Origin of the sequence: Nocardia niwae NBRC 108934 = DSM 45340 (assembly GCF_001613465.1) — a bacterium.
GTDB lineage: Bacteria > Actinomycetota > Actinomycetes > Mycobacteriales > Mycobacteriaceae > Nocardia > Nocardia niwae.
Map to the genome: position 1 here is coordinate 147,735 of NZ_BDCK01000017.1, position 18,083 is coordinate 165,817.

Genomic DNA, 18,083 nt, shown 5'->3' on the forward strand with positions numbered 1-18,083 from the left:
CTCAGCAGGCACCCATGGCCGTGCCCTGATCGGCGCCGTAGCGGTGGCCGTGGCCCGGCGGGGCGTGCAAGGCGGCGAGCAGGTCGGCGGTGGTCTGCGCGAAGCTGATCACCGGAAGCCACTGCGGAACCGGAGCGTCGACGCGGGCGCCGGTCAGGTCTGGTGCGCGCCACAACTGGGACGGCGACCAGTGCACCACCGGGTCGGAACTGTTGGCCAGCACCGTCGCACCGCCGCGGTGCACCTGATTGGCCGGAGGTCCGGCCCAGAGGGCCGCGCAGGTCCGGCTGTCCTGCTCGGTGTCGTCCGCGAAGACGGCGTTGCCGCCCAGCGCGCCCAGGCTCTGCCCGTAGAGGTAGAGCTTCGGCTTGTGCGCGAGCCCCTCGACGTGGCGTTCCACGGCGGCGAACAGCTCGCGGGCGGCCGTCACCGCCGCGTCCCGGCCGAACACGAAGGTCGCCCAGCTCGGGAGATAGGAGTACTGCAACCCGACCAGTGCCACGTCACCGTCGAAGCGCCGGTCGAAACCCGCCACGGCATTCGCGTCGATCCAGCCGGAACCGGTGGGCACCGCGACGACCAGGTGGGAGCGCGCGAAGCCGCCCTCCCGTTCCAGCTCCCGGATCGCCAGCGCGACGCGGCTGTCCAGGTCGGGCGCCGAGGCCACTCCGACGTAGACCCGCACCGCTCGTCCCGGTGCGCCGCCGACGAACTTGCGTCCCTCGGAGCCGAGCGACGCCCAGCTCACCGCCGACTCGGCGCTGCTCGCTTCGTCGTGCGAAACAGGTTGCACCACCGCCGGATCCAGCTCGGCGTTCGCCCTCGCGTACACCGATTCCCGCCATCCGACCACCGCGGGCACGCCCACGAGATACAGCAGGACCGCCACGACCGCGGCCAGCGAGACACCGCGCGCCCAGCCCAGTTTCCGCGATGCCCACCGGATCGAGCGGGTAGCGGCCACGAGCAGTCCGATGATCAACGCGGCGCCGAGCGCGCACCGCAACCAGTAGCCGGCGCCGATGTGCGGGGTACCCATCGCCGCGCGCAGCCGGTTCTGCCAGTGTCCCGCGTTCGCCGCCGCGCCCACCACCAGGACCGACGTCGCGATCAGCAACGGCAGCCGCAACCACCCCTGCCGCTGGTCGACGTCGAAACCGCAGCGCCGCAGGACGATTCGCAGCACCCCGGCCGCGCCGAGGGTGAGCGCGGCGAGCAGCCCCGTCAGCACGGCTTGCGCGCTCGGCGTGCGAGGAAGCAGCCCGGGCGCCAGGGAGGCCAGCACACCGGTCCCGATGCCGAGCGTCGTGCCGATCCGCGGCGGCGCGACCCGGCGTATCGCGACGGCGACCCACCTGCGCCGGTCCAGGAATTCCGGGACGAACGACGTCATCGCCGTACCGCCGCCGCGTCGGAACAGGTCGGGCCCGCCGCCGGTGCGGGGTCACGCCGACGGTTGCGCACGACGAGCACCGCGATCAGCCCGGCGATTCCGGCGCCGAGCACGCCCACCAGCTGTCCGCTCGCGGCCGGTCCGGTATCCGCCGCGTCGAGCAAGGGCTCCACCACGGGCGCGCCGTAGTCCTGCCGCCGCGAGTTCAGGTCGACGGCGGTGTTCGCGATCGAGGCCATCGCATCGCAGCGCGCGCGGGAGAAGGAGTCCACCCGGGCGGCGCAGGCTTGATGCATCTGCCGGTCCAGCGTCGCGTCGAGGGCCTGCCGCGCCCACGGGCCCAGCGGCTCGCCCCGCTGATCGGCGTAGCGCAGCAGGTCATAGCCGAGGTCATGGGCTTTGCACGCGGTATCGAACTCGGCGGGCAGCGTCACCGGGGACGAGCAGTCCCCGCGCGGATTGACCAGTACCCCGTCCACCGTGCTCGGCCGGTAGCCGAAGGAGGCGACGAAGTCCGCCGGGATCGCGGTGAGCGCGCCGGGCGCGCCCGCGGACAGTTCGGCGATCGCGGCACTCGCCTGCACGCTCTCGATCGGCGCCGCCGCCGCGGCGGCCTGCTGGGCGGGGGCGAGGAACGCCGTCGCCGCCATGGTGGTCAACGCCGCCGCGGTGAGCGCCGCGTAGCGCCGCGTCGGCGCGATGGCGGAAGAGGTTGCGGCGGAATGGTTTCGGGCTCCTGCGGCCGAGGCGGACCGGGTCTCGCGCCCGGCGCTGGTCGGTGTGCTCATGGCGACGACGTTAGGGACTCGCTTCCGGCGGCCGCCTCACGCCCGGGGACGTTTCCCGTCCCGTGCCGCCGGGGGAGCCGCCGCACCCGTCTCGCACCGGGGTATCGGGCCGGAAATCACCCGTGGGTATGAGGCCGCGGTGAACCGGGAGTTCCTAGTGTCATAGGCATGAACCGAGAAAGTCGCGCCTGGACGCGACGGCTGGACGCGCGGACCTGGTTCGACCTGGGCACGGTGCTGGTCGCGCTGATCTGGTACACGGTGGCCTGGCCGACCCTGCACCTGACCCACGCGGTGCCCGCCGCTGCGCAGCCGTTCATCGCGGCGCTGGCCGCGTTCCCGGTGCTGCTGGTGCGGCTGAACCCGGCATTGGGCTGGGCCATCTCGGCGGGCTCCGCGCTGGTGATCGCGCTGGCGATCCCGCATCAACCGAACAACGAGCTGCCGTTCCAAGTCGTCCACCTGCTGTGCCTGCTGGCGCTGCTGTTCGCGGTGGCGGTGCGCGCCCCCGGGCAGATCGTGGCGGTGGCCTGGGCGGCGACGGCGCTGCTGTTGGCGACCACCATGCCCGGCGAAGGGGATGCGTTCGCCAACGCGGCGTGGGGCTGGCCGATCGCGCTGGCCGCGCTGGTGCTGTTCGGCCTGCTGATCCGCTGGCTGGCGCTGTCGCGGCGGCAGCTGGTGCGTCAGGAGGAGGAGAACGAACTCGAGCGGGCTCGCCGCGCGATCCTGGAGGAGAAGGCGCGCATCGCCCGCGACCTGCACGATGTCGTCGCCCACCACATGTCACTGGTGGTGGTGCAGGCGCAGACCGCGCCCTACCGGGTCGAGGGCGTCACCGCGGCCGCTCGCGCCGAGTTCGAGTCCATCGGCGCCACGGCGCGCGAAGCGCTCAACGAGATCCGCGGCATGCTCGGTGTGCTGCGCAGCGACGGCCAGCTGCCCGAGCACGCGCCCCAGCCGAAGGCCGCGGACGTGATCGCCCTGTTCGAGGGCGCGCGGCGCGCGGGTGTCCACATCGAGTGGACCGTGGACGGCGCCCTGGACACGATTCCGGAGACCACCGGCCTCGCCCTCTACCGCGTCGCCCAGGAATCGCTGTCCAACGCTTCCCGGCACGCCCCGGGCGCCCCGGTCGAGGTGCGCATCGCGTGCGGCGCGGAGCTGCTGCTCGACGTCGAGAACGGGCCGGGCGCGACGCCCGCCCGCCCGGTCGGCAACGGCGGTCACGGCATCGCGGGCATGCAGGCGCGAGCGCTGGCAGTCGGCGGCGAAGTGACGGCGGGACCGCGCGCGGACGGCGGGTTCCGGCTCCACGCGCGCTTCCCGCTCGTCGCGCAGGACGCCGCCGCCGTCGTCGTCGGAGCCGTACCCGCCGAGCCCGGTCGCTGAGTATCCGGCCCGTCGCCTGGCGGAGGGATTGCGCCCTCGGGCTGGAATCGGGTCTCCTCTGAGCTGCTCCGTGGCTGCGGGTGGCCCGCTCAAAAGTCCTGAGACATCGGCAGAAGTCATACGCCGCGGTCGCGTGAGGCATGCCGGGTACCGCGGACGAGGCATGAGCCGCCGAGCGTCCGGGAGCACGAACCTGCCGAGTGCTACCTCGGGAACGTGCGAGTTCGAACGGGGGTCCGGCACAACGCACGGCACGCTCGTGCGGCACAGCGGGTGAACGGGCCGGGCGCGCAGTGGTACGGGGCAATTAGGGTGAGCGGGTGGCAATTACGGTGTTGATCGCCGACGACCAGGCGATGGTCCGTCAGGGATTCGGGGCGCTGCTCGCGGCGCAGCCGGATATCAGCGTGGTGGGCGACGCGGCGGACGGGAAGGCCGCGGTCGCCGAAGCGAAGCGGCTGCGCCCGGATGTCGTGCTGATGGATGTGCGCATGCCGGAGATGAACGGGCTGGACGCGGCCCGCGCCATTCTGGCGGCCGGGTTCGACCCGCCGGTGCGCGTGCTGATGCTCACCACCTTCGACATCGACGACTACGTCTACGAGGCGCTGAGCCTGGGCGCCAGTGGGTTCCTGCTCAAGGACGCGCCCGCCGAGGAACTGGTGCGCGCGGTGCGCGTGGTCGCCGACGGCCAGGCGCTGCTCGCGCCGACGGTCACCCGCAGGCTCATCGCCGACGTCACCCGCCGGCGCAGCGCGGCCCGCGCCAAGCCCGCGCCGCAGCTGACCGCGCTGACTCCCCGCGAGCGGGAAGTGCTCGAACTGATCGCGAAAGGCATGTCGAACACCGAGATCGCCGAAACCCTGTACGTGGCCGAGCAGACCGTGAAGACCCATGTCTCCAAGGTCTTCTCGAAGCTGAACCTGCGCGATCGAGCGCAGGCGGTGGTGCTGGCCTACGAGACCGGCTTGGTCACTCCGGGGTGAGCCGGACTCACAGCGGCGGGCAGGAGCCGCCGCGCAATTCGCCGAGATGACGGCCCAGCATTTGCGCGATCCGGCTCAGGATGGTGGTGGAGTCCTCGAAGCTGCCGGAATCGGCCGTCGCCGCCATGGCCACGGCGATCATGCCGGACCGCACCGGCACCAGACCGAACTGGCGGACGGTGTACACGCCGGTCTCGTCGTCGGGTCCCCACCCGCCCTTGTACGCCGTACCCTCCAGGACGCCGAGACCCCATGCCTGGTCGGGCGTGATCTCCGTCATCAGCTCGGTGACGTGGAACGACTCGGGCAGGCAGGGGAGCCGGGAGGCGAAGCGCGCCTGATTGGCCAGCGTCCACTCGGTGCCGCCGAAGGAGGTGTAGTCCAGGGTGGTGCGCGGGCCCGCCACACCGGTCGTGGCATCGCCCGCCTCGTCGATCACATCCTGGACCGCCTTGGCCGCTTGCAGGCCGTCGCCGAGCGACTGCCACAACGCCTCGGCGGCGTCGTTGTCCGACCACGTGATGGCCGCCTCCACCTCGTGCAGGATCTCTTCCTGGGAGTCGTGCCGCAGCGCCGCGATCGCCAGCGGCACCTTGATGGTCGACCAGGCGATGCCGCTGACCCAGTCGCCGAAGACGGTCATCCGGCCGCCGCCGACAGGCATGATCGCCATGCCGACCTGCCCGGCCAGCTGTGGCTGCAACTGGGTGAAGTCGGCGGCCAGCGAGTCCGGCATGGACACCGCGAGGTTGGGCCGCCAGGCGCCCGCGGTGTCGACGACAACGGCCGGGGTGTCGGCGGCGCGCGGATCAGCGGGAAACAGCGTGCACGAGGTCAGTGTGAGCAGCACCACCATCGCCCCGGCGCGTAGCGCCGAACGGCACGTCGAAGCGGATCCCGTCGACCTCACCACCGAGTCCTCCCCACCACCGGTGACGCGGTCACAACTCTTCGGCGGTGCAAAATAGCTCATCGGGCCCGTCCGGTCGGTGACCGGACGAGAGACATCGCCGCGGCGCGCGGCGGCGTCGACGGCACGATGTCTCGAACATAGTTTTGCCGATCTTCCCGGAGAATTCGAAACCCCGTGGCCACGGCGTCACCCGGTAGGCTCCAGGATCGGTATGGCGCTCGGAGGTCACGTCCGGTCGCCGCGGTCACCTGAAGGGGGCGTGTTGCTCGACAGCGGTGCGGTGTTCGCCGGGTTCACCATCGAGAAGCTGCTCGGCCAGGGCGGCATGGGATCGGTGTATCTCGCCCGCCACCCCAGATTGCCGCGGCAGACCGCGCTCAAACTGCTCAACCGGGAGTTGTTCGCCGACGCGGAGGTCAGAGCCCGGTTCGAGCGGGAGGCCGACCTCGCGGCGCAGCTGGACCATCCGAACATCGTCGCGGTGTACGACCGCGGCACCGAGGACGAGCAGCTGTGGATCTCCATGCAGTACGTCGACGGCGTCGACGCGGCGACGGTGAACCCGCAATCCCTGCCACCGGAACGAGCTGTGCAGATCATCGAGGGCGTCGCGTCCGCTCTCGATTACGCGCACGGCATGGGCGTGCTGCACCGGGACGTCAAGCCCGCGAACATCATGCTGGCGCGTACGGTGGGCGGCCACGGGGAGCGGGTGTTCCTCACCGATTTCGGCATCGCCCGGCTGCGCGAGGATTCCACGCACCTGACCCAGACCGGCATGTTCACCGCGACGCTCGCCTACGCCTCGCCGGAGCAGATGACCGGTGCGCACCTGGACCACCGCTCCGATCAGTACTCCTTGGCCTGCGCGCTGTACTGGCTGCTGACCGGCATCGCGCCGTTCGACGCCCCCGCCCCCGCCGACATCATCCGGGGGCACCTCCAGTTGCCGCCGCCTTCGGTCGCGGCCCGGCGCGCGGGCCTGTCGCCCGCGCTCGACGCGGTGATCGCGAAAGCCATGGCGAAGCGGCCCGACGACCGATTCGCCTCCTGCGTGGAATTCGCCTCGGCCGCCCGGCGAGCCCTGACCGAGCCCGCTCCAACGGTGGTGGCCGCGCAGTACCAGCCGCAGCCCGCGCCCACCGTCCTCGCGCAACCGGCGTATCCCGGGCCGGAGGCGAATACGCCGACCTACGTTCCCACGTCGTCCACCCCTGGCTACCCCACGCCGCAGTACAATCCGAATCCCGCGGGCGCGCAGCAGTTCCCGGCGTCCCACGGCTATGCCGCGGTGCCGTCCCAGCCGAGTTATCCAGCAGCGTCGCCGCTTTCCGCCCCGACGCCGCAGCCGATCGGTTATCCGCCCCACCAGCCGCCCGGTTATCCGGCGCAATCCCGCTCCAACACCGGTCTCGTCGTGACGATCGTGCTGGTGATCGTGGCGCTGCTGGTCGGGGTCGGCATCGTCGTCGCGAAGATCGGATTCTCGGATTCCGCGTCGCCGTTGGACCTCGGCACCAAGACGCCCGCAGGCCCGTCCGAGGCGGACAAGCTCGCGAAGGCGTTTCCGGAACTGCTGCCGCAAGGTGTCGACACCAAGTACGACATCGGTTCCGGCCCCGGTTACAGCGGGAAGACCTGCTTCCTCGGCACCGCCAAGCCGGGCGGCAAGGTGTCCAGCACCAACGGTGTACCCGACTTCCCGAACTGGTCGAAGGCCTGGAATTGCTGGGGTACGCCGATCGCCGAGCCCGACTACGTCCTCATCGGCTTCAAGTCGCCGCAGGACGCCCAGGCCGCGGTGCGGGACCTCCCCTCGAATACGGCGGCGATCGAACGCAACGGTGCCAAGACGTATTCGACCTACCGCTGGCAGGAGAAGGACAGCGGATTGCCGGACGGCTTCCTCGTGGTTGACTTCGCCGACGACCCGGCCCGGTCGAGCTACCTGCTGTTCGCCACGGTGACCCTCACCGACAGCAATCCGAGTTCCGGATTCGGCATCACCTCGGCGAAATTCAAGACGTGGTTCGCCCAGCTGCCGCTGTGAACGCTCAGTCGACCGCGAGCGCCTCCACGATCGGCAGCCGGGCCGCGCGCAACGCGGGCGGAATCGACCCGAGCAGCGCCAGCGCCAGCGCGACCACGCCATAGACCAGCAGCATCGGGCTCGGCCGGTAGTCGACGTCGATGGTCAGGGCGTGCCCGATGGCGACCGTGCCCAGGAACTGCACCGCCGCGCCGAGCGCCAGACCCAGCAGCGCGCCGACGATACCGATCCCGGCGGCCTCGGCCAGCACCGACCGCATCAAGAATTTGCGTCCGGTGCCCATGGCACGCAGCACGCCGAGTTCCCTGCGGCGCTCCAGAACCGAGAGCATCAACGTGTTGAGCAACGCGACCGTGGCGACCAGCACCACGATCCACAGAATGGCGTTGCTCATCGCCATGCCCTGCCGGATGCTCGACGACGCGGCCGTCACCGTGTCCGCGCCGGTGTCCACGTTCAGTTCCGGCGGCACCACCTGCCGGATGGCCGCGAAGACCGCCGCGCGATCGGCGCCCGGTGCGATGTCGACGGCGATGACCGTCTCTCCGGGCCGCTCGTACCAGGCGCGCATCAGGTCCAGGTCCATCATCACCACGCCGGCGATGGCGGAGAAATACGGGATCACCTGCAGCACCCGCACGGTGCGCGGGCCGGTCGGCGTGGGCAGGGTCAGTTCCGCGCCCGCGCCGACTCCCAGTGAGCGCGCCACGTCGCGGGAGATGGCCACGCCTTCCCCGGCCGACAACCGGGCGACCGATTCGTCGGTGAGCATGCGCATCCGCGTCTCCCTGGCATCCGGCGGAAACCCTTGCAGCATCACGCGGCTGCCGCCCAGCGTCGCGAAAGCCATCTGTGCCGGACTGAGATCCGTGACGCCGGGCACCGCCGCGAGCTTGCCGGCCAGATCCGCGGGCAGCAGCGGCCCGGTGGGGAACTGCGCCATCGACGCGGGGCTGACGTAGACGTCGTTGCGGGCCAGGTCGGTGAAAGTGACCGTGGCCGAGTCGATCATGTTGCTCGAGGCGCCGCTCATGCCCACGGTGGCGCCGACGCCGATCATCACCGTCATCGCCGTCGCCCACACTCGCCGCGGCGAGCGTTCCAAGGTGGTCGCGCCCAGCGCGCCGGGCGCGCCGAACCAGCGCGCGACACCCGCCGCGGCCCGCACGATCGGGCCGGTGGCGGCGAAACAGAGCAGGATCGCAGCGATGAACGACATCGAGATGGCGGTGAGCGAATAGCGGCCGAGATCGCTGCTCGCGATGAACACCGCGGTCACGGCCAGCCCGGCGCCCGCCGCGACGGCGAGGCGGCGCAGCAGCGGGCTCGCCGTATCGGTCCGGGCGGCCCCGACCGGGGCGAGCGCCTCGATGGGCTGCACCTTGTACACCTGACGCGCGGCCAGCGCCGCCGCGAGCACACTGGTGCACACGCACGCCACGACCGCGAACGGAATCACGTACCAGGGCACCGAGTATTCGGTGCGCGCCTCCACCGACTGCACGATCGCGGTGGGCAGCGTGCCGATCGCGACACTGCCCATGAACACGCCCAGGGCCGCGCCGACCGCGCCGCCCAATACGCCGAGCAGCGCGGCTTCGGCCAGCAGGTCGCGCACCATCGGGCCGCGTCTGCCGCCGATCGCGCGCAACAGCGAGAGCATCGGCCTGCGCTGGGCGATCGCCATGCTCATCGCGTTGTAGATGAGGAACGCCGAGACGATCAGCGCCGCGGCCGACGCCATGGTGGTGGAGTAGCGCACGATCTGGATCGCCCCGCCCGCCTGCGCGGTGCGCAGACTCGGCTCGGCCACCACCGCGCGGCCGTCGACCGCGTCGGTGAGCGCGGCGCGGACCTGCGCGAGGTCGGCGCCCTCGGCGGGAATGATCTGCACCGAGTCCAGCCGTCCCGCGCGATCGGTGATCTTCTGCGCGAGCCCGAGCGGAGCGGCGATGAGGTGACCGCCGTTGAGCTTGCGGGAAGTCTCCTCATCGAGGACCCCCGCGACCGTCACCGTCGTGCCGCCCACCCGGAACTGTTCGCCCTCGGCGCGGCCGAGCCCCGTGCCGACCAGTACACCGTTGGGCACCGAGAGCAGCTTGCCGGTGAACGCGCTCATCGGCGTGGTCAATTCACTGCCCAGCGCGCCGATGTTCGAATCGGCCCCGATCAGCAGCGCACGGTCGGCACCGGCGCCGACCTGCACCCGCAGCATCGGCACCGCCACCCCGACACCGGGCGTGGCCGCGATCCGCCGCAGCAATTGCTGGTCGAAACCGGCGTCGGTGATCCCGCTGACCTCCAGCTGCGCCTTGCCGCCCAGCCCGCGGGTCAGCTTGTCCACCGAGCCGGTGACCGAGCCCGAGATGCTCAGCACCGCGACCAGCAGCGACGCCGAGACGCCCATGACGACCAGCGACATCGCGGTGCGTCCGCGATGGGCGAGCAACTCGCCGATGTTGAACAGCCGCAAGCGATCCCACGCGGCGCCGATCCGCCTCCAGGCCTGACCGCTCACGCTTCGCTGCCGCCTCCAGGCCTGACCGCTCACGCTGTGTCCTTCTGTCGCGTGAGCGGGGCCTTCCGTGGTTACGCTTCGCTGCCGCCTCCAGGCCTGACCGCTCACGCTGTGTCCTTCTGTCGCGTGAGCGGGGCCTTCCGTGGTTACGCTTCGCTGCCGCCTCCAGGCCTGACCGCTCACACGTTGACCGTCCGCTCGACTTTGTCGTTGGACCCGATCCGCCCGTCGCGCAGCGTGATCACGCGGTCGCAGTAGGTCACCGCGCCCATGTCGTGGGTCACCATCACCACCGAACTGCCCGCTCCGGCGATCTCGCCGAGCAGCTCGAGGATCGCCGCGCCGGTCTTGGAATCGAGATTGCCGGTGGGCTCGTCGGCCAGGATCAGCGGCGGGTCCATGATCAACGCCCGCGCCACCGCCACCCGCTGCATCTGCCCGCCGGACAATTCGGCGGGACGATGTTCGGCCCGCTCGGCCAGGCCCACCCGATCGAGCAATTCCAGGGCGCGCGGCCTTGCCTTACGCAAACCCGTGCCGTCCAGCAATTTCGGTATCGCCACGTTCTCCCACGCCGAGAGTGTGGGCAGCAGGTTGAAGAACTGGAATACGAAACCGACCTGGTGGCGCCGGAACTCCGACTGCTGTTCCTCGTCCAGCGCACCGATCTCCTCGCCCCGGAAGCGGATCGAGCCCGCATCGGGACTGTCGAGCGCGCCGAGCAAGTGCAGCAGGGTGCTCTTGCCGGATCCGGACGGTCCGATGATCGAGGTGAATTCCCCTGTCTCGATGCGCAATCCGACGTCGTCGAGGGCGCGGACCGCCTGTCCGCCGACCCGGTACTCCTTCGTCACGCCCGATAGTTCCAGCATCGCCGGTTCCGGCATCGTCGTCCCCCGCTCCGTACGGTCGGTCAAAGTTCTTCGTTCCTCGTCGCGCGTTACCGCGCCATGGCCTCCGACGCGAGTTTGCGGCGACGATACTGCGCGTCGAGCACCGCGCGCAGCACCGGCTGCTCGGCCGCCAGCTCGAGGTAGGCCTCCATCGCCGTCAGCCCCAGGTCGAGTTTCGCGGCGAAGTGCAGGTTCCACCGGTAGCGCAGCGTGAGCAGCAGCCCGTCCGCGCCGCCGAACAGCCGATCCAGCTCGGGGAATCCCTCGAACAGGCCGGGATCGGCCGGGTCGAGCGCCGCGCGGGTGAGCACGGCGCGCACGATGTCGGTTCGAGCGTGCTGATCCGTCCAGGACATGGCCCTCGCCTTCCTCTGTGAGCTACCGCCAACGCTACGGACGCGACCGTCTTGTTGTCGTCGTGCCAGGGACTCGATTGCGTCTCCGCCCACGGTAGGAGCGGCGTCCCGCTCGCGGGACGATGTACCGGCCCGGATGCGGCGGCTAGCCTTACAGAATGGGTTCGACCGGCGTATCCGAAGCGCCGCCCGGAGCGCCGCGCGACGGCCGCGTGCGGGCCTCGGTGCGGCGCATCGGCGAGCGGTGCGCCGAGTTCGCGCGCGACCCGGTCGCGGCCTTCCGGCGCAGCGTCGAGGAACTGCCCTACGACTATCCGCCGTCGGTCATCGTCAGCGTCGATGTCGCGGTCTTCGCCGTGGCGGTCGCGGCCGCGGTGCAGCGGCACAGCTACTTCCCGACCCTGCTTCCGGTCATCGCGGTCCTGCTGACCTGTGCCTTCGGGCCGCTGCACGCGTTGCTCGGCGTGCTGCCGCGCCCGCTGCTGCTCGGCGTGCTGGCCATGGCGGCCGAGGCGCTGTTCCTCGCCCAGCCGGTCGCCGCCGATTTCGCGCCGTTCGTGCTGGTGGCCGCCGCGGGTGAGATCGCGGCGATCGCACCGAAACGGGTGAGCATTCCGGTGACGGTCGCGATGATGCTGCAGCTGGTCGCCTTCGACGCGATCGGCCATGTCCCGGAGGGCCTGCCCACCTACCTGGTCGGCATCGCGTTCGGCTGGATGGCCGGGCTGATGCTGCAGTATCAGCGCCGCTTCCTCTACCAGGAACGCGGATACCAGGACATTCGTGCGGCGCAGGCCGCCGACGAGGAGCGCCACCGGATCGCCAGGGAGGTGCACGACGTGATCGCGCACTCGCTGAGCGTCACCCTGCTGCATCTGACCGCCGCCCGCCACGCGCTCGAGACCGACCGCGACGTGGACGAGGCAGTGGAAGCGCTGACCGATGCCGAGCGGCTGGGCAGGCAGGCGATGGCCGACATCCGCCGCACGGTGGGCCTGCTCGACGCGCGACCCTGGAAGCAGGTTCCGGAACCAGGCGTGGAGGACATCGAGGATCTGGTCGGCGATTTCGTGCGAGCCGGTCTGGACGTGCGCTACGACCGCGAGGGCGATCTCGGCGCGGTGTCACCGGCGGTCGGGCTCGCGCTGTACCGGATCGGCCAGGAGTCGCTGGCGAACGTCGTCAAGCACGCGCACGGTGCGTCGGCCACGATCCGGCTCGCGGTGGACGCGGCGGTGGTCACCCTCACGGTGGACAACACCGTGCCCGCCGGGCTGCCGATCCAGCGCGGCAATGGCATGGGACTGTCCGGCATGCGCCAGCGCGCCGAACTGCTCGGCGGACGGATGACCGCGGGACCGTCCGGCCGCGGCTGGTCGGTGCGGGCGGGCATTCCGCTGGCACCCGGTCGCGGCGGTTTCTCTTGCTCGGTGCTGCCCGGCGCCACCACCGGACGGGAGGATTCCTGAGTGAGCGTGACCTCGCCCGCGAGCGGTGAAGACGCCGTGTCCGTGCTGGTGGTGGACGACCAAGAACTCGTGCGCGGCGGTCTGCGGCGCATCCTGCGCCGACGAGACGGATTCGTGGTCGCCGAGTGCGCCGACGGCGACGAAGTTCCCGCCGCCGTCGCACAGGCGCGCCCCGACGTGGTGCTGATGGACCTGCGGATGAAACGGATAGGCGGCATCGATGCGACCAGGACGCTGCGGGCGCGCGAGGGGGCTCCGCCGGTCCTCGTGCTCACCACCTTCGACGACGACCAATTGCTGTCCGGTGCGCTGCGCGCGGGCGCGGCGGGATTCATCCTCAAGGACTCGCCCGCCGAGGACCTCATCCGCGCGGTACGGATGGTCGCGGGCGGTGGAGCCTGGCTCGACCCCGCGGTGACCGGCCGCGTGCTCTCGGCCTATCGCACGGTGCGCCCGGTGCGCACCACCACCGACGCACGCCTGTCCGATCTGACCGCGCGCGAATACGAAGTGCTCGAACTGATCGGGCGCGGGCGGGTGAACGCGGAGATCGCTCGCGAACTGGGCATCTCGGAGGTGACCGTGAAAAGTCATGTGGGACATATCTTCGGGAAGCTCGAGCTGCGGGATCGGGCCGCGGCGATCGTGTTCGCGTTTGACCACGGGGTGGTGACACCCGGAGAATCCAGTCTGTGACGGGCAGCCTCCGGTCGCGCACCGCGTGATCTCGGTGTGTGATCCCTGCCCGGGATGCGGAGGATGACGGGTGCAGGAACCTGGGCCGAGAACCGGCACGCGGTTCGGGCCGTACGAACTGCGATCGTTGCTGGGCAAAGGGGGAATGGGGGAGGTCTACGAGGCCTACGACACGGTCAAGGACCGGGTGGTCGCGGTCAAGCTGCTCTCCGAAGAACTCGCCAAAGACCCGACGTACCAGCTGCGTTTCCGGCGCGAATCGCAGGCCGCGGCGCGGCTGGCCGAACCGCACGTCATCCCGATCCACGACTGGGGCGTGATCGATGGGGTGCTGTTCATCGACATGCGGCTGGTGCGAGGCGTCGATCTGCGCACCCTGTTGCGCGGCCAGGGGCCGCTGAGTCCTGCCCGCGCGGTCGGCATCATCGAGCAGATCGCCTCGGCCCTGGACGCCGCGCACGCGAGCAATCTGGTGCACCGCGACGTGAAGCCGGCGAACATCCTGGTCACCGACGCGGATTTCGCGTGTCTCGCCGATTTCGGCATCGCGCACACCGAAGGCGACAGCGCGGTGACCTTGGTCGGCATGGCCGTCGGTTCCTACATCTACATGGCTCCCGAGCGTTTCGACGTCGGGCCGGTGACCGGCCGCGCCGACGTCTACTCGCTGGCCTGTGTGCTGCACGAATGCCTGACGGGAGCCACGCCGTTCCCATCGGCCAGCATGAACGTGCTGATCAAGTCGCACATGTCCGATCCGCCGCCGCGGCCGAGCACGCAGGCAGCCGGTATCCCGGCCGCGTTGGACGAGGTGGTGAACCGCGGTATGGCCAAGGATCCGGCCGACCGCTTCCCGACCGCGACCGCGCTGGCCAGAGCCGCTCGCGCCGCCCTCGCCGCGGCGCAGGCGGCCGGGCCGACGCTGGTGGTGCGCGCGCCGGACCGGTCCCCGCGCTCCGGAGAGCCCGCCGGTGCGGCCCTCGCGCCGGAGTCGACGGGCGAGCTGTCGCTGCCCGCGGTGATCCACCCGAGCGCGCCGACGGTGGTCCGGCCGACGGAGTTCCAGTTCACGCCGCTCCCGTCGGCGGACGCGCCACCGCCCGCGGGGCCACGGACGCCGCATACGCCGGAGGTGGAATTGCCTCCGATGCGCCCGTTCCCGGACGCGCACTTGTACCCGGAAACCCAGGCATACCTGGAGACCGCGGGTTACCCGCAGGCGCCGGAGTATCCGGCCCCGCCGACGCAGGTGTATCCGCGGGATCACGCCGATTCCGCGGATGGCGACCACTTCGATTCCGCGCAGTGGCACGCCCGGCAGCCGGGCATCATCGGGCAGGCGGATCCCGCGGTCACGCGGAAGTACGCGGAACCGACCACGGTTCAGGCGTACGCCGACCTGCCGCAGGCCTATTCGCAAGCGCCGGACCATGCCGAGCCGCAGCATCCGGGAGTCGAGAACTACTCGGGGGCGTTGCACTATCCGGCTGGACGACCCTCCGGCTCGGTCCCCCCGCAGGGCACGTCCGATTACCTTCCAGCGCCGGACTCGGCTCCGACGCAGTTCCTGGCGCCAGCGGGGCAGGACGGTCACGCCGCGCGCAGCGACTATCCGCCGCACGGTGATTACCCGGCGCGCACCGGCCGTCCACTGGGCCGCGACGAGCCGGAACACGGCTATGGCGATTACGGCGATTACGACGAGGCCGCGTACGACGCGTCGCGTCCGGGTCGTTCGATAGCGCTGCCCATCATGGTGGCTGTCTTCGCGATCGTCGCGCTGACCGTCGGTGGCGCGATCGCGTGGCAGTCGTTCGGCTCCGGCGATGTCGAGACGACCTCCGCCTCCGCCGACCATTCCGACGCGCCCGCTGCCACCGCGCAGCCGAGCACTCGAGCGCCGAGCCGCACCGCTTCGCCGACCACGTCGACCTCCGCGAAGCAGACTCCGGTCGCGCTGCCCCCGGGCGCGAAGCCGTGCGGCCAAGGGCAGGCATCCTCCGGGACGTTCACCCAGTCGGCCACCGGCACCGCCGTGACGAGCTGCGCGTTCGCCGAAGAGGTTCGCCAGGCCTACGCCGCACTCGGCTCGGCGCAGAACGCCACCCGCGACGCACCGCGCGCGCTCGTCGCGACCAGCCCGGTCACCGGCCGGACCTACACCATGAACTGCCAGGCCGACGGCCCGCTCGTCACCTGCAGCGGTGGTGAGAACGCGGTGGTGTACGTCTACTGACGGGGTCGGCGGCGTGACTCCGCCGCAGGGACTCCGGCTACGGCACGGCCGGGGTTCCGCCAGGCACCACCGGCAAGCCCGCCGCTTTCCACGCCCGGAACCCGCCGACGAGATCGGTCACCCGGCGCAGTCCGAGACGCAGCCCGTCGGCGGCGGCGAGACTGGAGGCGTAACCCTCGTTGCACACGATCACCACCGGAGTATCGGAGGTGATGCCCGGCAGCCGATGTTCGCCGTTCGGGTCCAGTCGCCACTCCAGCACGATCCGTTCGACCACCACCGCACCCGGAATCTCGCCCTCGGCGCTCCGGTTCGCGTGGGGCCGGATGTCCACGATCAGTCCTCCCGCGGACTGCACCGCGGCCGCCTGTTCCGGCGTCACCCGCTCCAGCTGCGCCCTGGCCTGCGCGACCATGTCCTCGGCGCCTGTACTCATCGTGCACTCACTCCGCTCGCCGACGTCCCTGCGAAGTCCGTCAGCGTACGGTATTCGCGCACCGGCCGCAGCGGGGGAGAGTACGCGTGCACCGACGCGGCGGGCCACGGCTTGTCGTTGCGCAGCTGGTGCGCGCGATCGGGGCCGAAGCCGACCGTGTCGCCTGCCCGTCGTTCCGCCTTCCGGACCGTCCCGCCGGCGTGCAGATATTCCTCGCTGAGTTCGCCGACGGTCATCGTGAACGCGCCGGACGCGCCGCCGTGGTCGTGTGGCTCGGTGCCCTGTCCCGGAGCCCAGGACAGCAGCCACAACTCGACGCCCATGGTCAGCGCCAAGCGCGTCCACCAGCGCTGCTCGGCGTCGAAACGCACGATGTCCAGCAGCGGCGTCGCCAGCTCCGCGGCCACCAGGCTGGTCAGCCGGTGTAGTTCCGAAGCCGACCACAGTGCCCGCTCCGGGTGGATGGCGTCTCGAACCAGCGGCACGTCGATGTCGGGATGGATATCGCGCGCGTGCTTGAGGTTCACCGGAAGGGAAGTGGTCACATGTGCTCCTGACTGGGTCGGTCGGATGAGCGCTCGCGGCTGCGCCGCGTGGATCTTCCTCCATCGCAACCGGTTCCGCACGGATCACGATCAGCGCGAACAAAATTCGCGCGCAGGCGGACTCCGCTACGCGAACGCGGGCAGCGGCGGGGTCTCCGGGAAGACGACGGGTAACGACACCAGAGCGCGGTGGAACGGACCCGGTCGCCACATCAGCTCCTCCGCGGGCACCGCGAGCTGGATCTCGGGTAGCGCGTCCAGCAGCTGGTCGATGGCATCCTGCGCGATCAGGTACGCCATCGATCTGGCGGGGCAGGCGTGCGGTCCGGCGCCCCACGCGAGGTGCGCGCGGTTGTCGGTGTGCTCGCCGGTGTGGATCGCCGGGTCGTGGTTGCACCCCGCCATGCTGATCACGACCGGCTGGTGGGCGGGCAGCCACACGTCGTCGATCAGGATGGGCTGTTTGGGATAGCTGAAGCAGTAGTTGGCTCCCGGCGGGTCGTCGAACAGCACTTCGTCGAGCGCGTCGCGGGTGGACAGGCTGCCGCCGAAGATGCCGCCCGCGAATCTGCGGTCGGTGAGCATCAACCGCAAGGTGTTGGCGATCAAGTTCTGCTGCGGTTCGATACCAGCTCCGTACAGGGTGACCAGCTGGTGGATCATCTCCTGGTCGTCGAGGGCGGCCGGGTGCCGCAACAGTCGTGAGGTGATGTCGTCGCCCGGATGCCGCCGCTTTCGCTGCACCAGGTCGAACAGCGCGTCGGCGAGCATCGCGTTGCCCTTGTCCGCGTTGACGCCCTCGAAGATGGCGGCCATGCCGATCGCGACTTGCTGCCCGATCTCCGGCGGGCAGCCGAGTATCGAGTTGAGCACCGCGAACGTGAGCGGGAACGCGTACTGGCTGATCAGGTCGGCGGCGCCGTCCTGGCAGAAGGCGTTGATCAACGGGCCCGCGACCTGTTCGGTCGTCGCGTGCAACGCGTGCAGGTCGACCTCGCCGATGCTCGCGACATTCACCTGGCGGTAGCGCTCGTGCTCGAAGCCGGTGCTGCGCAGCGCGTTCGGCCGCCACTCCATCATCGGAAGGATCGGGCAGTCACCGGGGATGCCCTGCTGCCAGGTCCGTGGGTCCGAGGGGAAGTGCACCGGATCGTTGAGGATGCGCAACGCCGTGTAATAGCCGATCACCAACGTGGCGGGCACATTCGGCGCCAGTTCGATCGGGACGAGTGAACCGTACCGGCGGCGCATCTCCCGGTAGGCGCGATGCGGGTCGGCGGCGAAGGCCTCGGTGTACAGGGGGACTCGGGGTCCGTCGGTGTCGAGCGGCGAACCGTGCTGCACCGGGCAGCCTTTGGTGTTGTCGGAGCTGGGTTGCGAGATGTCTTGCGTGGACAAAGGGCGTGACTCCA

At 70.6% G+C, this 18,083-nt stretch carries 15 protein-coding genes; 6 read left to right on the forward strand and 9 right to left on the reverse strand.

Translation table 11 applies throughout. The annotated features are described in order from the left end of the window. Position 1 precedes the first annotated feature (1 nt). The gene (locus NNI01S_RS09610; RefSeq protein WP_084488667.1) at positions 2-1,393 is read right to left on the reverse strand and encodes an alpha/beta-hydrolase family protein; all 1,392 of its coding nucleotides are present in this window, start codon (positions 1,391-1,393) and stop codon (positions 2-4) included. Next, positions 1,390-2,181, reverse strand: a complete 792-nt coding sequence (locus NNI01S_RS09615) for a hypothetical protein (protein ID WP_084488668.1) — start codon at positions 2,179-2,181, stop codon at positions 1,390-1,392. The genes NNI01S_RS09610 and NNI01S_RS09615 overlap by 4 nt, the downstream gene beginning before the upstream one ends. A 168-nt stretch (positions 2,182-2,349) precedes the next feature. Here NNI01S_RS09615 and NNI01S_RS09620 point away from each other — a divergent pair, with 168 nt between their 5' ends. Then, the gene (locus tag NNI01S_RS09620; RefSeq protein WP_063019689.1) at positions 2,350-3,573 is read left to right on the forward strand and encodes a sensor histidine kinase; all 1,224 of its coding nucleotides are present in this window, start codon (positions 2,350-2,352) and stop codon (positions 3,571-3,573) included. Between the two features lie 320 nt (positions 3,574-3,893). Further along, positions 3,894-4,559 carry a response regulator gene (locus NNI01S_RS09625; protein ID WP_063019690.1) on the forward strand — a complete coding sequence of 222 codons (666 nt, stop codon included), beginning with the start codon at positions 3,894-3,896 and terminating at the stop codon, positions 4,557-4,559. A 7-nt stretch (positions 4,560-4,566) separates the two neighbouring features. Here the strand turns inward: NNI01S_RS09625 and NNI01S_RS09630 are convergent, their stop codons facing one another. Further along, positions 4,567-5,472, reverse strand: a complete 906-nt coding sequence (locus tag NNI01S_RS09630; protein WP_084488669.1) for a serine hydrolase — start codon at positions 5,470-5,472, stop codon at positions 4,567-4,569. A gap of 262 nt (positions 5,473-5,734) precedes the next feature. Here NNI01S_RS09630 and NNI01S_RS09635 point away from each other — a divergent pair, with 262 nt between their 5' ends. Next, positions 5,735-7,522, forward strand: coding sequence for a serine/threonine-protein kinase (locus tag NNI01S_RS09635; protein WP_084488689.1), 1,788 nt, complete (start codon positions 5,735-5,737; stop codon positions 7,520-7,522). Positions 7,523-7,526: 4 nt separating this feature from the next. Here NNI01S_RS09635 and NNI01S_RS09640 read toward each other — a convergent pair whose 3' ends face one another. The 3 genes from NNI01S_RS09640 to NNI01S_RS09650 all read right to left on the reverse strand — a co-directional run bounded on the left by NNI01S_RS09640 (position 7,527) and on the right by NNI01S_RS09650 (position 11,289). Further along, positions 7,527-10,040 (reverse strand): FtsX-like permease family protein, encoded by a 2,514-nt coding sequence (locus NNI01S_RS09640; RefSeq protein ID WP_245676051.1) that lies wholly within the window; start codon positions 10,038-10,040, stop codon positions 7,527-7,529. Positions 10,041-10,219: 179 nt separating this feature from the next. After that, entirely contained in the window at positions 10,220-10,927 is a 708-nt protein-coding gene (locus NNI01S_RS09645; protein WP_063019693.1) for an ABC transporter ATP-binding protein, read from the reverse strand. Positions 10,928-10,980: 53 nt separating this feature from the next. Next, the gene (locus NNI01S_RS09650; RefSeq protein WP_063019694.1) at positions 10,981-11,289 is read right to left on the reverse strand and encodes a hypothetical protein; all 309 of its coding nucleotides are present in this window, start codon (positions 11,287-11,289) and stop codon (positions 10,981-10,983) included. 158 nt (positions 11,290-11,447) lie between these two features. Here NNI01S_RS09650 and NNI01S_RS09655 point away from each other — a divergent pair, with 158 nt between their 5' ends. The 3 genes from NNI01S_RS09655 to NNI01S_RS36665 all read left to right on the forward strand — a co-directional run bounded on the left by NNI01S_RS09655 (position 11,448) and on the right by NNI01S_RS36665 (position 15,690). Then, complete coding sequence (locus NNI01S_RS09655; protein ID WP_063019695.1) at positions 11,448-12,758, forward strand: sensor histidine kinase; 1,311 nt, start codon at positions 11,448-11,450, stop codon at positions 12,756-12,758. 42 nt (positions 12,759-12,800) lie between these two features. Next, positions 12,801-13,454 (forward strand): response regulator, encoded by a 654-nt coding sequence (locus NNI01S_RS09660; RefSeq protein WP_063019868.1) that lies wholly within the window; start codon positions 12,801-12,803, stop codon positions 13,452-13,454. Between the two features lie 70 nt (positions 13,455-13,524). Then, entirely contained in the window at positions 13,525-15,690 is a 2,166-nt protein-coding gene (locus NNI01S_RS36665; RefSeq protein WP_439956121.1) for a serine/threonine-protein kinase, read from the forward strand. A gap of 37 nt (positions 15,691-15,727) precedes the next feature. Here the strand turns inward: NNI01S_RS36665 and NNI01S_RS09670 are convergent, their stop codons facing one another. The 3 genes from NNI01S_RS09670 to NNI01S_RS09680 form a co-directional block, all read right to left on the reverse strand. Then, positions 15,728-16,126: a rhodanese-like domain-containing protein gene (locus NNI01S_RS09670; RefSeq protein WP_063019697.1), complete on the reverse strand. Its 399-nt coding sequence runs from the start codon at positions 16,124-16,126 to the stop codon at positions 15,728-15,730. Then, a complete protein-coding gene (locus NNI01S_RS09675) occupies positions 16,123-16,671 on the reverse strand; it encodes a cysteine dioxygenase (protein WP_063019698.1) in 549 nt (182 codons plus the stop codon). The genes NNI01S_RS09670 and NNI01S_RS09675 overlap by 4 nt, the downstream gene beginning before the upstream one ends. 126 nt (positions 16,672-16,797) lie before the next feature. Beyond that, positions 16,798-18,069 (reverse strand): cytochrome P450, encoded by a 1,272-nt coding sequence (locus NNI01S_RS09680; protein ID WP_245676052.1) that lies wholly within the window; start codon positions 18,067-18,069, stop codon positions 16,798-16,800. Positions 18,070-18,083: the final 14 nt, after the last annotated feature.

What these genes read in the sequence shown, in the direction of transcription:
- NNI01S_RS09655 (WP_063019695.1), top strand. Translation starts at nt 11,448, where the DNA reads ATGGGTTCGACCGGCGTATCCGAAGCGCCGCCCGGAGCGCCGCGCGAC.
- NNI01S_RS09650 (WP_063019694.1), bottom strand. Translation starts at nt 11,289, where the DNA reads ATGTCCTGGACGGATCAGCACGCTCGAACCGACATCGTGCGCGCCGTG.
- NNI01S_RS09620 (WP_063019689.1), top strand. Translation starts at nt 2,350, where the DNA reads ATGAACCGAGAAAGTCGCGCCTGGACGCGACGGCTGGACGCGCGGACC.
- NNI01S_RS09615 (WP_084488668.1), bottom strand. Translation starts at nt 2,181, where the DNA reads ATGAGCACACCGACCAGCGCCGGGCGCGAGACCCGGTCCGCCTCGGCC.
- NNI01S_RS09610 (WP_084488667.1), bottom strand. Translation starts at nt 1,393, where the DNA reads ATGACGTCGTTCGTCCCGGAATTCCTGGACCGGCGCAGGTGGGTCGCC.
- NNI01S_RS09645 (WP_063019693.1), bottom strand. Translation starts at nt 10,927, where the DNA reads ATGCCGGAACCGGCGATGCTGGAACTATCGGGCGTGACGAAGGAGTAC.
- NNI01S_RS09670 (WP_063019697.1), bottom strand. Translation starts at nt 16,126, where the DNA reads ATGAGTACAGGCGCCGAGGACATGGTCGCGCAGGCCAGGGCGCAGCTG.